The sequence below is a fragment of the Rhizobium sp. T1470 genome (assembly GCF_042140505.1).
Classification (GTDB): domain Bacteria; phylum Pseudomonadota; class Alphaproteobacteria; order Rhizobiales; family Rhizobiaceae; genus Rhizobium; species Rhizobium favelukesii.
In genome coordinates, this window is record NZ_CP148091.1 from 2,699,537 (window position 1) to 2,714,346 (window position 14,810).

12 protein-coding genes are annotated in these 14,810 nt (G+C 60.5%); 1 reads left to right on the plus strand and 11 read right to left on the minus strand.

Annotated elements, in window-relative coordinates; translation table 11 throughout:
• Window positions 1-6 precede the first annotated feature (6 nt).
• Together glpD and WGT02_RS13620 are read right to left on the minus strand one after the other, a co-directional pair.
• On the minus strand, window positions 7-1,524 hold the full coding sequence (gene glpD / locus WGT02_RS13615; RefSeq protein WP_024314060.1) for a glycerol-3-phosphate dehydrogenase: 1,518 nt from the start codon (window positions 1,522-1,524) through the stop codon (window positions 7-9).
• Between the two features lie 211 nt (window positions 1,525-1,735).
• Entirely contained in the window at window positions 1,736-2,560 is an 825-nt protein-coding gene (locus WGT02_RS13620) for a helix-turn-helix domain-containing protein (RefSeq protein ID WP_024314059.1), read from the minus strand.
• A gap of 109 nt (window positions 2,561-2,669) precedes the next feature.
• Here WGT02_RS13620 and WGT02_RS13625 point away from each other — a divergent pair, with 109 nt between their 5' ends.
• The gene (locus WGT02_RS13625; protein ID WP_029709945.1) at window positions 2,670-3,881 is read left to right on the plus strand and encodes an MFS transporter; all 1,212 of its coding nucleotides are present in this window, start codon (window positions 2,670-2,672) and stop codon (window positions 3,879-3,881) included.
• Window positions 3,882-3,966: 85 nt separating this feature from the next.
• Here WGT02_RS13625 and WGT02_RS13630 read toward each other — a convergent pair whose 3' ends face one another.
• From WGT02_RS13630 to WGT02_RS13670, 9 genes are all read right to left on the minus strand, one after another.
• A complete protein-coding gene (locus WGT02_RS13630) occupies window positions 3,967-4,734 on the minus strand; it encodes an SDR family NAD(P)-dependent oxidoreductase (protein WP_024314057.1) in 768 nt (255 codons plus the stop codon).
• A 392-nt stretch (window positions 4,735-5,126) separates the two neighbouring features.
• Window positions 5,127-6,386: a glycerate kinase gene (locus WGT02_RS13635; protein ID WP_024314056.1), complete on the minus strand. Its 1,260-nt coding sequence runs from the start codon at window positions 6,384-6,386 to the stop codon at window positions 5,127-5,129.
• A 41-nt stretch (window positions 6,387-6,427) separates the two neighbouring features.
• The gene (locus WGT02_RS13640) at window positions 6,428-8,083 is read right to left on the minus strand and encodes a GMC family oxidoreductase (RefSeq protein WP_208250216.1); all 1,656 of its coding nucleotides are present in this window, start codon (window positions 8,081-8,083) and stop codon (window positions 6,428-6,430) included.
• Window positions 8,084-8,095: 12 nt separating this feature from the next.
• Window positions 8,096-8,875, minus strand: a complete 780-nt coding sequence (locus WGT02_RS13645) for a 3-ketoacyl-ACP reductase (RefSeq protein WP_024314054.1) — start codon at window positions 8,873-8,875, stop codon at window positions 8,096-8,098.
• Window positions 8,872-10,377 (minus strand): FAD-dependent oxidoreductase, encoded by a 1,506-nt coding sequence (locus WGT02_RS13650; RefSeq protein ID WP_024314053.1) that lies wholly within the window; start codon window positions 10,375-10,377, stop codon window positions 8,872-8,874. Before WGT02_RS13650 ends, WGT02_RS13645 begins: the two co-directional genes overlap by 4 nt.
• A 20-nt stretch (window positions 10,378-10,397) precedes the next feature.
• On the minus strand, window positions 10,398-11,513 hold the full coding sequence (locus WGT02_RS13655) for an ABC transporter ATP-binding protein (protein ID WP_208250215.1): 1,116 nt from the start codon (window positions 11,511-11,513) through the stop codon (window positions 10,398-10,400).
• 4 nt (window positions 11,514-11,517) lie between these two features.
• Window positions 11,518-12,465, minus strand: coding sequence for a carbohydrate ABC transporter permease (locus WGT02_RS13660; protein ID WP_024314051.1), 948 nt, complete (start codon window positions 12,463-12,465; stop codon window positions 11,518-11,520).
• Window positions 12,462-13,415 (minus strand): carbohydrate ABC transporter permease, encoded by a 954-nt coding sequence (locus WGT02_RS13665; protein WP_024314050.1) that lies wholly within the window; start codon window positions 13,413-13,415, stop codon window positions 12,462-12,464. The genes WGT02_RS13660 and WGT02_RS13665 overlap by 4 nt, the downstream gene beginning before the upstream one ends.
• An 80-nt stretch (window positions 13,416-13,495) precedes the next feature.
• Window positions 13,496-14,758 (minus strand): ABC transporter substrate-binding protein, encoded by a 1,263-nt coding sequence (locus WGT02_RS13670; RefSeq protein ID WP_208250214.1) that lies wholly within the window; start codon window positions 14,756-14,758, stop codon window positions 13,496-13,498.
• Between the last annotated feature and the right edge of the window lie 52 nt (window positions 14,759-14,810).

Here is a 14,810-nt window from a genome sequence, read left to right on the forward strand (position 1 = left end):
ACCGCTTCAACCAGCCATCTGTGCCGGTCGCGCGGCCATGTACTCCTCCAATAGCGCAGCCTGTTCCTTGGTTAGACGCAGGCCGTCCTTCGTTCTTCGCCACAGCACATCATCTGCGCGTCTGGCCCATTCGTGATCGATGAGATAGCGAACCTCTGCTTCGTAGAGATCGCCACCGAAACAGCGTCCGAGGTCCTCGGTGTTGGTCGCCCGTCCAAGAAGAACCGACGCCTTCGTGCCGTAGCGGCGCACCAGTCGGCGCGCGTGCCGGTCGGCCAGGAACGGATAGCGGCCCCTCAGTTTCGCGACTTCAGCCTCATAGCCGGTTGCTGCGAAATCGCCGCCCGGCAGATGGCTTTTCGCTGTCCACGGCGCGCCTTTGGCACCGATCGCCGCAGCGATTTTTTCCAGCGCATGCTCGGAAAGCCGCCGATAGGTCGTGAGTTTGCCGCCGAAGACGTTGAGGAGCGGCGCACTTTCACCCTCGCCTTCGATTTTCAGCACGTAGTCGCGGGTTGCCTCCTGTGCCTTGGAAGCGCCGTCATCAAACAGCGGCCGCACGGCCGAATAGGTCCAGACGATGTCTTCCTGCCGCACCGGCTCCTTGAAATACTCGCTCGCCGCGTTGCAGAGATACGCCGTTTCTTCTTCGGAAATTTTCACATCCTTTGGATCGGCCGAGTAGTCGCGGTCGGTGGTACCGATCAGTGTGAAGTCCTGCTCGTAGGGGATCGCGAAGATGATGCGGTTGTCTGGGTTCTGGAAGAAATAGGCACGCGGATCGTTGAACTTCTTCTTCACCACGATATGGCTGCCCTGGACGAGCCGTACATGGTGAGCCTCGTTCTGCCCGAAGGCCGCGCGAATGACGTGATCGACCCAGGGACCGGCTGCATTCACCAGCATCCGCGCCTGAAAACTGTTCGCCTGCCCGCTAACGGTGTCGATCGTCTCGATCGACCATAGACCGTTCTCGCGCCGCGCCGACACCACCTTCGTTCTCGGCATGATCAGCGCGCCGCGGTCGGCGGCATCCCTCGCGTTCAACACAACCATGCGTGCATCGTCGACCCAACCGTCCGAATACTCGAATGCCTTCGTGAAGAGCGCCTTCAACGGCTTAGCAGCCGGATCCCGACGCATGTCGAGAACGGCGGTCGGCGGCAATAGCTTGCGGCCGCCGAGATGGTCGTAAAGAAACAGCCCGACGCGGATCAGCCATGCCGGTCGGATGCCGCCCTTGTGATAGGGCAGTACGAAGCGCATCGGCCAGATAATGTGCGGCGCCATCGCCCAGAGCACTTCGCGCTCCATCAGCGACTCGCGCACCAGACGAAACTCGTAATGTTCGAGATATCGCAAGCCCCCATGGATGAGCTTGGTCGCGCCGGAGGACGTGCCGGACGCGAAATCGTTCATCTCCGCAAGCGCGACCGTATAGCCGCGCCCAATCGCATCACGCGCGATCCCGCAGCCGTTGATGCCACCGCCGATGATGAAAAGATCGTGAATCTGACGGCTCACATTCCCCCTCCGAGCCAGAATATACTGCAACGCAACATGCTTGCGCATTTGCGAAAGTGAATGCAGTTAAAGCGAAGATTATTCGAATGTCAAACGAATGTTTTTCGAATTTTTGAAAGCCACAGATTTGCCGTGAACGTCAACGTCATGTCGGGACTCCCCACGGATACCGCAGGGGGCCTTGCGACACCGCGATCCGTCCCTCCGAGGCTCAATATTGTTCGGGCGGCGCTTTGAAATATGCTCGCGGAGCGGCGCCCAGCATCCGTCTGAACATCGTGGTGAAGGCAGCGACGCTGTCGTAGCCGAGGTCGATGGCGACGGCCGTGACGGCCTCCCCGGCCGCGAGGCGGGGCAAGGCTGTGAATACGGCCGCCTGCTGGCGCCAGGTCGAGAGACTGATTCCCGTTTCCTTGCGAAAGAATCGGGTGAAGGCGCGACGGCTCATGGCAAGCCGCTCTGCCCAGTCGTCGATAAGCAGCCGGGCACTCGGATTTTCTATGAAGCCGCGGCAAAGGGCCGCCAGGCGTGCATCAGACGGAAACGGCAATCCCAGCGGCCGGTCAGGAAGCCGCAAGACCTCTTCCAGCAGCAGAGCCATGACGAGATCATGCCGCCCGCTCGTGGCTCCCGACGGTGACGCGGCGGCCTCTATGATCAGCGCGCGAGCAAGGTCGGTCAGTGCCACAACACGAATCGCCGTCGGCGGATCGGCCAAGGCGTTCGGCGCGACATAAGCGGACAGCATGGTGACATCGCCCAGCATGTCGACCATATGCACAAGACCCGCGGGTATCCACAGGGCATGCTGCGGCGGCACCATCCAACGCCCCTGCACGGACGACACCATGACGACGCCGGCTCGGGCATAGACGAACTGCGCGCGGCTATGGCGGTGCGGCTTCACGTGATAGCCGGCCGGATATTCCGAGGGGATGGCGTAGACCGGCTCGGAGGCAGCCTCGATGGCGGCAAGACGCTCCACATGAAGCTTGGCCAGCTCGCTCACCGCCAACCGCTGTCCGGATTTTGTCATCTTTGGCCCACTCGCGAAACAACAAGACCAAAACACGAAAGCGGGACAACGGCAAGTCGGCTATCTCCGGATCGTCAATTGACGGAGTGGAATCGTGACAAACAGCGCAATGACGGCAGAGAGGCACTCTGCGGAACAGACGGTTTTCGGCATCATCATGGCGGTGAGCTTCTGCCACCTGCTCAACGACACCATGCAGTCGCTGATTCCCGCTCTTTATCCGATGATCAAGGAAGGCTACGGCCTCGATTTTACGCAGATCGGCTTCCTTGGCCTGGTGTTCCAGGTCACGGCATCGCTTCTACAGCCGCTGATCGGCTTCTACACAGACAAACGCCCGTTACCATATTCGCTGGCAGTCGGCATGGGCTTCACGCTGATCGGCCTGGTGCTCCTGGCCTATGCACATGCCTATTGGGTGTTGCTCGTCGGCGCCGGCGTCGTCGGCCTCGGCTCGGCCGTGTTCCATCCGGAATCCTCACGGGTTGCCCGCCTGGCATCAGGCGGTCGCCACGGCCTTGCCCAGTCTCTGTTCCAGGTTGGCGGTAATTTCGGCTCGGCGATCGGTCCGTTGCTGGCGGCATTCATCGTGCTGCCGCGCGGCCAGCATAGCGTAGCATGGTTCTCGCTCGCGGCGCTGACTGGGATGATCATCCTGTGGCGCGTCGGCGCCTGGTATGCCGACCACCGCAAAAGCAACGCCGGCCGCAAGGTCGCCGTGCCCGCCGTACACCTGCCACGCAAGAAAGTCATCGCAGCGATCGGTGTGCTGGCACTTCTGGTGTTCTCGAAGTACGTCTACATGACAAGCCTGTCGAGCTACTACACCTTCTATATGATCGAGCGCTTCGGGGTATCTGTGCAGCACGCGCAGATTCTGCTGTTCGTATTCCTCGGCGCCGTCGCCATCGGCACCGTCGCCGGCGGCCCTGTCGTCGACTGGTTCGGCACCAAGTTCGTGATCTGGTTCTCGATCCTCGGCGCCCTGCCCTTCACGCTTGCCCTGCCTTACGCCGACTACAACTGGACGGTCTTCCTGACGTTCCTGATCGGCGTGATCCTCGCCTCCGCCTTCTCGGCCATTGTCGTCTTCGCGCAGGAGTTGGTTCCGGGTCGCGTCGGCATGATCGCCGGCCTGTTCTTCGGCTTTGCCTTCGGCATTGGCGGCATCGGCGCTGCCGGCCTCGGTATGGTGGCAGACCACATGGGCATCGAGTTTGTCTATCGTATCTGCTCATATCTGCCACTGCTTGGCCTGCTGACCGTCTTCCTGCCCGATATCGGCAAGGGCCGCCGCCACACCGCGAAAGCGGGCAGGTAAGAGAGTACCCGCAGGATACGAAACGACAAGGGCCGAGATCATAATCTCGGCCCTTTCGATTTTACCCTCGATGAGCTGACCGGACCTAGATGGCGGTGAAGCCGTTGTCGACGAAGAGATGCGCGCCATTGACGAACATCGATTCGTCGCTGGCAAGGTAGAGCGCAGCACGCGCCACGTCGTCGGGCTCGCCGATACGGCCCTGTTGAGCGGCGATGGCGGCATCTGAGACATCCACGCCAAGCGCCTGCAATTCGCTGACCTCGCGCAACCCATGCGGTGTGCGGATGAAACCGGGGCAGACAGCATTGCAGCGAATATTGCGATCTCTGAACTCAACCCCGATCGCCCGCGCAAACATATGCACTGCGCCCTTCGTCGTGTCGTACAGCACCTCCATCGGCGTTGCCGCGACAGCGGAGATCGACGACGTGCAGACGATGGAACCGCCGCCTGCAGCGATCATCCCAGGCAGCACGGCTCGGGTCATCAAGAACATGGATCGAACGTTGACCGCATGCAGCCATTCCCACTCGTCGAGTGTCGTTTCCAGGAACGGCTTTATCACGATGGTCCCCGCGTGGTTGAAGAGCACGGTGACGGCACCGAACTTGCCTTCCACACCCTTGACGGCCTGGATGACCGCCGTCTCTTCGGACACATCGGCGACCCAGTACTCCGCCACATGACCGGCAGCGCGGATCTCCTCCGCCGTTTGGCGAGCCGCCGTTTCATTTCGGTCAATGATCGCTACCTTGGCGCCCTCGGCAGCAAAGAGACGCGAGGCTGCCCCGCCCATGCCCGTCGCGCCACCTGAAACGATTGCAACTTTTCCCTTCAGCCGGTCCACCATGACACAGTCCCCTTTGTTCCGCCGTCGCGCACTCTCGTTCAAGAGAACGCTGCCGATACCAGTGTTGAAGAGAATCCCGTCCGATGTCCAGACGCACGGCGCGCCGGCCGGTAACCTTACCAAATAACCAACAAAACAGCTTTCGGTTGTCTCAACGCGCGACAACGGCCATTTGTATTTCCAGCGGCTCACCATCAGCCGCGGTCCGGAAGGGGTCCGGATCGATAGAGCCCGCCCCGAGGGGCCCGGGGCGGGCTTCCAATATCAGAACAAAGACATACGCGCCGGTGGCAATGCCATCCGGCGTCTTGCGGCACGCTGAACCTGACGCTCCGGCGACTGCTGGGAACAATTCGGGTCGATGCACGCGAAAGCTGATCAGACTCTCGTCGTCACACTACAAAAAAAGCTCGGAAATCATTGACATTCGTACCAGTGGGCCCCGGCACGAAGAGATCGCCCGTGAGGTTGAAGGCCGACCACGCGTCGTGGCCTGCGAGGAACGTGCGCGCATCGCCGCCTGCGCTCCTGATGCGCGCCACCGTCCCGCCGTCACAGAACGCGCCCGCATTGTCTTCCGAGCCGTCGATTCCGTCGGTGTCCGCGGCCATTGCCACGACGCCGTCGACACCTTGAAGATCGATCGCTGCCGAGAGAAGAAACTCGGAGTTTCGGCCCCCCTTGCCGTACGTTCCAGCTCCGATACTGACTGTGGTCTCTCCGCCGGAAAGCAGCACGAGAGGCTTTGGAGCCGGGGGGCTCGCTTCGAACTCACGAGCGAGCGCCGCATGCATCCGGCCGATATCCTTCGCCTCCCCTTCGATCGAATCCGAAAGAATGAGGGGTTGCACACCAAGAGATCTCGCCCGATCGGCAGCTGCCTCCAGGGACACCCGCGCGGAGGCAATCACATGAATTTCGTTGTTCGCGAACACGCTGTCGCCGGCGGTTGGTGCTCTGGCATTGCGGATACAGTCGATCATGCGCGCCGGGAGATCTATCCGGTAGTCCCGGATCACCCGTAGCGCCTCCTCCGCATCGCTGCCGTCGGGAACCGTTGGTCCGGAGGCAACGAAGGCCGGATTGTCCCCCGGAACATCCGACACGACCAGGCTGACAACCCTTGCCGGGTGGGCAAGGGCGGCAAGTCGTCCTCCTTTGATGCGAGAGAAATGCTTCCTCACAACATTCATTCCGGAAATCGGAGCGCCCGACGCCAGCAATGCCTCGTTCAGGGCGCTCTCGTCAGCGAGAGTAAAGCCGGTCGGGGGCGCCGGCAAGAGCGCCGACCCGCCACCGGATATCAGCGCGATGACCAGATCGTCGGAGGTCAACCCATGCAGATGGTTCATCAGCGCCTCCGCTGCGACGAGACCCGCTCTGTCGGGGACGGGATGGGCCGCCTGGAGAACTTTGGTCGATCGGCAATCGGCAATCGGCCCATGCCTGGCAACAACGAGCCCTTCGAAGGGATGAGACCACGCGCGTTCGAACGCGGCAGCCATTTGGCTCGCTGCTTTGCCGGCCCCGACAACGATTGTCCTTCCCTTCGGCGGATCTGGCAGATGGCGGACCAACGCCTCGTACGGGTCCGCCGCCCTGACTGCCTCGTGAAATAGGGTTTGCAGGAAAGCTCGTGGATCAGAAATCAAACCCTTCTCCATTCTAAAAGTTCGCAGTCCGGACACTCGGTCTAGCTGACGATTGCCCTCGCCCTTGGTCGCGTTTCGTTGCGCTCGTGAGCAAAGATCGCTGCGGGCAACGGCGGCAGTCCCCGGATCAGGTCGGAGCCTCGTTCGCCAACCATAATGGTCGGTGCGTTGGTATTGCAGGATGGAACTCGCGGCATGACCGACGAATCGCACACGCGAAGCCCCTCGAGACCATGGACCTTGAGATCGAGACCGACAACAGCTTCTGGCCCCGTCCCCATCTTGCACGTGCCGACAGGGTGGTGGTCGGTCTTGGCATTCGCGCAGCCGTAGTCGAAGAGCTGCTCGTCGGTCATTGCCTTCGGGCCCGGCAAACGCTCGGCCAGAACGTAGGGCTTGAGCGCTGCCTGCTGCATGATCTCGCGTGCGATCTTCAATCCTTCGAGTGACATGACCTTGTCATGCGGGTCGGACCAATAGTTCGGATCGATCAGAGGCGCGGCACTCGGGTCAGCCGAGGAAAGCCGCACCGTTCCTCGTGAGCGTGGATGCAGGTAGGCCGAGTTCAGCGTCACGCCGGCGTTCTTCAGACGCTCGACCCCTGCCTCGATCCCCGATCCCAAGCCGAGATGGAACTGAATATCCGGCGACCGCGCCTCCGGGTCGGCATACCAGAAACCGCCGGTCTCAAAGAGAGAGGAGGCAACCGGGCCTGTTTTGAACAGGACATACTGAACGCCTGCCCAGATCGTCCTGTGGAGCTTCGCGACGCCGTCGTAGGTGTGGTCGCCGGTGCATTCGGAGATGACGAAGAGATCGAGATGATCCTGAAGGTTCCCTCCGACGCCGGGGAGATCGTGGCGCACCTTGACCCCTACCGATCGGAGATGGTCAGCGGGACCGATCCCTGACTGAAGGAGAAGCTTGGGGGATCCGATCGCGCCGGACGAAACAAGCACCTCGCGTTCGGCGTGAACGATCTCGGCGCCACGTTCGGTTGCGATCTCGACGCCGGCGGCGCGGTTGCCCTCCAGGACAATGCGAGCAACCCGCGCGCCCGTGCGGACCTCTAGGTTCTTCCGCGCCTTGATCGGAGAGAGATATGCCAGCGACGCCGACGACCGGCGGCGGTCGCGCTGCGTCAGCTGATAGAAACCGACACCCGCCTGTTGTCGGCCATTGAAGTCATGATTGTAGGGAATGCCAAGTTCCTGGCCCGCCCGGATATAGGCATCGCAGATCGGCAAGGGCGACACGGGCATCGATACGCCCAAGGGGCCGCCGTAGGAGTGATAGTCGTCGGCAAAGCGCTGATTGTCCTCTGCGCGCTTGAAGTACGGCAATATGGAGCGATAGTCCCAGCCTTCGCATCCATCCTCGCTTGCCCAGAGGTCATAGTCTGCCGCGTTCCCACGGGTATAAAGCTGGGCGTTGATCGACGAGCCGCCGCCGATCACCTTGGCTTGCGTATAGCGCAGCACCCTGCCCTTCATGTGCTTCTGCGGGACTGTTTCCCAGCCCCAACTCGCAACACCCTTTGTCATCTTCGCGAAACCCGCCGGCATATGGAAGAGTGGGTTCCAGTCGCCCCCACCAGCCTCCAGCAGCAGCACATTGATGTCGGGATCTTCGCTCAGTCGGTTGGCCAACACGCATCCCGCTGGGCCTGCGCCGGTGATGATGTAGTCAAAACGCATTTTTCTATCCTGTTACAAGCGAGGAATGGACAGGCCGCCATCGGCGTCGATCACCGTTCCGGTCGCAAAACCGAAATCACCGGAAGCAAGCGCGGCGCAGATTTTCCCAAGGTCTTCGGCTTCGCCCCATCGTCTCATCGGCACCAAGCCGTTTTCGATGAGGGCGTCATATTTTGATGTCACGCCTGCGGTCATGTCGGTTCGGATGATGCCGGGCCGCACTTCAAAAACCGCGATTCCGGAATCCGCCAGCCGCAGCGCAAGCCCCTGCGAAAAGGCGGCAAGGCCGGCCTTGCTGATGCAGTAATCCAGTCGCTCCGGCGAACTTGCCTCGGCGGAGACCGATGTGATGTTGATGATCGATCTTGGATGGGGAGCCGCGCCGGTGACAAGCATGGCCTTCACGACAGCCTGCGTGAAGAACACCGTGCCCTTGAGGTTCGTCGCCATGACGGTGTCGAAATTCTCGGCAAGCAGTCCCAGGAAATCTCCCCGGACCACCGCCGCCATGCCGGCATTGTTAACGAGGCAATCAATGCGACCGAAGTTCGAGAGAACGGCGCGCACGGTCTCGTCATGCCTCGAAACATCGGAAACATCAGCCTGCAGATAGACTGCATCCACCCCGAAGGACCGAAGTTCGTCAACGGCGTCCTGGCTACCTTCCTGAGCACCCACGCCAGTGATGGCGATGTTGTAACCGGCTTTCGCCAGCGCGGTCGCGATCCCGAGACCGATGCCGCGACGTCCGCCGGTCACGATGCCGACTGGCCTTTCAACGTGGTCTGTCATACGTGCAGATCCTTCAATGCGATGTGGTCGGCGACCCGCAGCGCCTGACTGGCGATCGTCAGAGCTGGATTCACCGCCGCCGAGGTCGGCAGGAAGCTGGCATCCACCACGAAAAGGTTCGCGTGGTCGTAGGAGCGGCAGTATGGGTCGAGAGGAGCACTTGCCGGATCGTTTCCGATTCGAACGGTGCCGCATTGGTGAGATGGCGTGCGCTTGTCGAAGGGCCTAGCGAGGACGATCGGGAATCCGATCGACTTGAGTATTGATTTCAGCTTCGCCACCAGTGCGAGATGCGCATTCCAATTCGTCCGCTGCCATTGCAGAACGATGCGGTCTCCATCCACCCTCACGCGGCTTTCGGGGTTGGGCACGTCCTCGCTCATGGCATAGAAGTCGATCGCGTGAGCGGTGATGTTCTGCAGCAGCCATTCCGGCGCCCAAGGCAGCGATCCCTTCAGCACCTTCGCCGAGATCCGACCCAGCAACTGAACGTTCCCGAGTGGCGGACCGCCGTTTCCGTCGGACAGATAGAAATCGTTGAAGCCGAACGTCTTCTGATAGATCGAGCTGTTTCGATAGGTTGGCGATACCGCAATCACCGCCGAAGAGTTGTGGTTCATGAAATTGCGCCCGACCTGATCGGAAGAATTCGCCAGTCCAGTTGGATGGCGCGTGTCCGCCGAACGCAGCAACAGAACAGCGGATTGAACCGCACCTGCCGACAGGATGACAAGCTTTGGAGTGACAACAATGTCCTCACCGTTCTTGCGGTAGCGGAGACGCTCGATCGTGCCGCCCGGGCCTGACTCCAGCTTCGTGGCCTTGGCGTTCGTTTCGAGACGGACATTCGGATATTCCAAGGCCTTAAGGAGAGCAGCAGTTTCCGCATCCATCTTTCCATCGCGAGAATTCGGGTGCGCGTCCCAAGGCGTCTTGGCCTTCGAAAGCCATGCCTCAACGTTCACGCCCAATGGCAGCGAGAACGGGTGCAGACCTTTCGCCTTCAGCCGCGCTCTGACATCGGCGATCGGCGGCTCGTCGGGAACAGCGGGGTATTCGTAGTTGCCGGAGTGGGTTGGTTCAGTGGGGTCTTCGTTCAGGCTTCCCCGGACCTGATACATCTGTTCCGCCCGGTTGTACCAAGGTTCTAGGGCCTCATAGGGAAACGGCCATGCGGGCGAGATCCCTTCCGCGTGGCGGATCTCCTCGAAATCCTCCCTGCGATAGCGCGACAGCACCGCGCCATAGAATTTCGAGTTGCCGCCGACATTGTAGTAGTTGCCCGGGTTAAAGCCGGTCCCGTCAGCCTCGTACCAGGTTTCCTTCGGTCGAAAATGCCCGCGCTGGAAAATGGCCCGTTGGTCACGGTTTTCGGGGCGATCGGCAATGAAGTCGCCAGCCTCGAGGATTAGGATCTCGGCGCCGGTCGCCGCCAGTCCGGCGGCAACGGTGGAACCGCCCACGCCCGACCCTATGATGACGATATCAGGAGTGCTGCTCATTTCGAAAATCCAGCGCTAGACTAAGCGATGCGCATCTGGCTTTGCGGATCGAAGAACACCGCCTTGTCGAGATTGAATGCCAGGCGAGCGCTCTGTCCCGGCTGAATCCGGGCGTCTGCGCGCAGACGTGCCACGACTTCCTTCCCGCCGAGCTTCGTCACCGCGAACGTATCCGATCCCGCAGGCTCCACCACCTCGATCAGGCAATCGCTCTCTGCCAGGGCCTTGGCGTTGCGGTCTGCACCGTCAGGATCGGTCAGCGCCTCCGGCCGAATGCCGAAGACGATCTCTCGGCCTGTATGCGCTTCAAGGGCGCCGTTGCCCGATGTCACGGGAAGTCGGATTGGCTCCCCATGCGGACGCGCCAGCGATACGGTCAGTCCCGCAGCACCCTTCTCTATCGTACCCGAGAGAAGATTCATGGCTGGCGATCCCATGAAATCGGCGACGAACATGTTGGCGGGGTTGTTATAGATTTCCGCAGGCGTTCCGAATTGCTGAACCTCTCCGTCCCGCATGACGGCGATTTTGGTGGCGAGCGTCATCGCCTCGATCTGGTCGTGGGTCACGTAGACGATCGTCGTGCCGGTTGCTTGATGAAGCCGCTTGATCTCGATGCGCATGTCGACGCGCAGCTTGGCGTCGAGGTTTGACAGCGGCTCGTCGAACAGGAACAGTTTGGGATCGCGCACAAGTGCACGGCCCATGGCAACACGCTGCCGCTGACCACCCGACAGCTGACTCGGCTTGCGATCGAGCAGATGACCGATCTGCAGCACCTTGGCGACCTTGTCGATCGCCTTGTTGCGCTCCTTAACCGGCACGCCGCGCATCTCCATGCCAAAGGATATATTTCCGGCGACTGTCATGTTCGGATAAAGCGCGTAGCTCTGGAACACCATCGCGATATCACGCTTCGACGGATGCAGGTCGGCGATGCTCCGACCATCGACGCGAATATCGCCCGCGGTGATCGACTCAAGGCCGGCAATCGTGTTTAGCAATGTCGACTTGCCGCAACCGGAGGGGCCGACCAGCACGAGGAAGCCGCCCTTCTCCAGTTCAAGGTCGATGCCCTTGAGGATTTCCAATGCACCGAAGCGCTTCTTGAGACCTGAAATTTCGAGGAAAGCCATTGGATTATCCTTTGACAGCGCCCGCCATCAGACCACGCACGAAGTAGCGGCCGGCGAGAATGTAGACGAGGAGTGTGGGCAGGGCTGCGATCATCGCCGCCGCCATGTTGACGTTGTATTCAACGACACCGGTGGAGGTGTTCACGACGTTGTTGAGCGCCACGGTCATCGGCATGGAATCACCGGTTCCCGCATAGGCTGACGCGAACAGGAAGTCGTTCCAGATGTTGGTGAACTGATAGATCACGGTGACGACGATGATCGGCAGCGAATTGGGAAGCATGATGCGGCGGAAAATCTGGAAGAAGCTCGCACCGTCCACCTGCGCCGCCTTCACCAACTCGGTCGGGAAGGCCTCGTAGTAGTTGCGGAAGAAAAGCGTCGTGAAGCCGAGACCGTAGATGACGTGAACCGTGACGAGATTGACGGTCGGATTGCCGAAGCCCAGCGATACGCCAATCTCGTTGCGCAACATCGCTCCGAACCGGCCGAGGCTGCCAAGGATGGTCGCCATGGGCAGGAGGACTGACTGGAACGGAATGAAGCAGGCAAACAGCATCAAGCCGAAAACCAGCGTGTGCCCCGGAAAGCGCCACTTCGTCAGCACGTAGCCGTTCAGCGCACCCATGATCGTGGAGATCGCCACGGCCGGAACGACCATCTTGATCGAGTTCCAGAAGTAACCCTTGATGCCGGCGCAGGTCAGACCGACGCAGGCCTCGCCCCATGCCTTGAACCAGGGATCGGTGGTCGGCGACTTCGGCAAGGCCAGCATATTGCCATTCTGGATCTCGTCCATGGTCTTGAACGAGGTGACGAGCATGACGAACAGCGGCATCAGGTAGATGATCGCGAATATGACCAGCAGGCCGTAGATGAAGATCCGGCTGAACATTCTTGAGCGTGCCGCATTGGCCGCGTCGGAAAGGGTAGTGGAGGTTACGGCGCTCATCGCGATTTCTCCCGAAGTTCGGAATAAAGATACGGAACGATGATTGCCGAGATCGTCATCAGCATGATCACCGCGCTGGCCGAACCGACCGCCATCTCATTTCGCTTGAAGGTGTATTCGTACATGAAGTTGGACGGCAGCCAGGCCGAGCCGCCAGGTCCGCCCGATGTCAGCGCCACGACGAGGTCGTAAGACTTGATCGCCATGTGCGCGAGCACGATGAACGCCGACAGAAAGATCGGCCGCAGCAGCGGAATAATGATGCGTCGATAGAGCTGCACCGTCGTTGCGCCGTCAATCTGTGCCGCCTTCATGATCTCGCTGTCAATGCCGCGAAGGCCTGCGAGGAACATCGCCATCACAAAGCCGGAAGCTTGCCAAACGCCGGCGATCACCACGGTATAGATCACGAAATCCTTGTTCTTGATCCAGTCGAAATGGAAACTCGTCCAGCCGAACTGATGCAGTGTCTGCTCAAGGCCAAGCCCCGGATCGAGGAACCATTTCCAGGCAACGCCCGTGACGATGAAGGAAAGTGCCATCGGGTACAGGAAGATGGGTCGCAGCAAGCCTTCCCCGCGGATCTTCTGATCCAGCAAGATCGCCAGAAACAGGCCGAGGGCGAGGCAGATACCGATGTAGAGAAAACCGAAAATGCCCATGTTGGTGATCGAGGTGTACCAACTGGACGGCGGATCGCTTTCAAACGTCCAGCGCCACAGCCGTTGATAGGCGCGTGGCCCCGTCAGGGCATAGGACGGAAAGGTCTTGGAATTGGTGAAGGACAGATAGACCGTCCAGATGATGAAGCCGTACACGAAGACGAGCGTGATGACGAAACTCGGCGCGAGCACGATCTTCGGCAGCGCGTCCTGCAGGCGCGCGCGGATTGAAATGGGCGTTCCCCGATGTGGTGCGAGAACAGATTTATCTGTAGCGATGGTGCTCATGGGTTCATCCCCTCCGACGATGTCGTCCATTACGAAATCTTCCCCGCCACAAAGGCGGGGAAGACCGTAGGAGGCCGTGATTACTTGGCGTCTTCAATTGCCTTGACGAGCTCTTCGACCGCCTGATCGGAGGTCTTGATCTGGCCATGCACGAACTTGGAGACGACGTCCTTGTAAGCATTGGCGACTGCTGGAGGAGCGCCATAGCCCTGTGCCAGCGAGCCGAACAGCGTGCCACCTTCGTTGGCAGCCTTCAGGTCGGCGATCCCCTTCTTGCCGCAAGCGTCGAAGTCGGTATCCGGAACGTCGGTACGAGCCGGAACCGAGCCCTTGACGACGTTGAATGCAGACTGGAAGCTCTTGGAAAGAGTTGCCGTTGCAAGCGCGACCTGGGCCGCCTTGCGATCGTCCGGCACATTGAACATGCCGAACATGTCGGAGTTGTAGATGACGCTGCCGTCAGTGCCCGGGAAGCGGTAGCACAGGAAATCCGTATTCGGCGTCTTCTTGGCCGCTACGAATTCGCCCTTTGCCCAATCGCCCATAACCTGAACGAGGGCATCGCCCTTGATGACCATGGCCGTTGCAAGGTTCCAATCACGTCCGGAGAAGTTCGGATCGACGTAGGTAACGATCTTCTGGAGGTTGTCGAACGACTTCTTCATCGTGTCCGACTTGAGCGACTCCTCGTCGAGATCGTTCATGGCCTTCTTGTAGAACTCGGGGCCGCCTGTCGACAGAACGATCGAGTCGAACATCGTCGCTTCCTGCCAGTTCTGGCCGCCGAGCGCGAGCGGAGTGACACCTGCCGCCTTGGCCTTGTCGAGCAGCGCGATCAGATCGTCGAAGGTCTTCGGCTCGGTGCCGCCGATCTTCTCCATGACAGCCTTGTTGATCCACAGCCAGTTGACGGAGTGAACGTTGACCGGAGCAGCAACCCACTTGCCGTCATAAACGGAGAACTTCTGCAGCGCTGCCGGAACGGATTTGTCCCAGCCTTCCTTCTTTGCCGTCTCGGTGAGGTCGCCCATGACGCCCGCCTGCGCGTAGTCGAGGACGGTGTAGCCGAGCATCTGGGATGCCGTCGGATAGGTGCCCGCTGCGACCATGGCCTTCAGCGCGGTCATTGCCGCATCACCGCCACCGCCGGCAACCGGCACGTCCTTCCAGGCAAACCCTTCCTTGGAAAGGTCCTCCTTGAGGACGTTGAGAGCCGCAGCTTCGCCGCCCGACGTCCACCAATGCAGCATCTGGACTTCTTTCACGTCGGCAGCGCGCGCCAAGCCGCCCGCCGGGCCCATTGCCAATGCGACCGCTGCGGTCGCCGTAAGAAACCTGCGCATGTTAAACCTCCCAGTTTAAAGTGTGGAACGGAACCCATTCCCGCTCCAATTA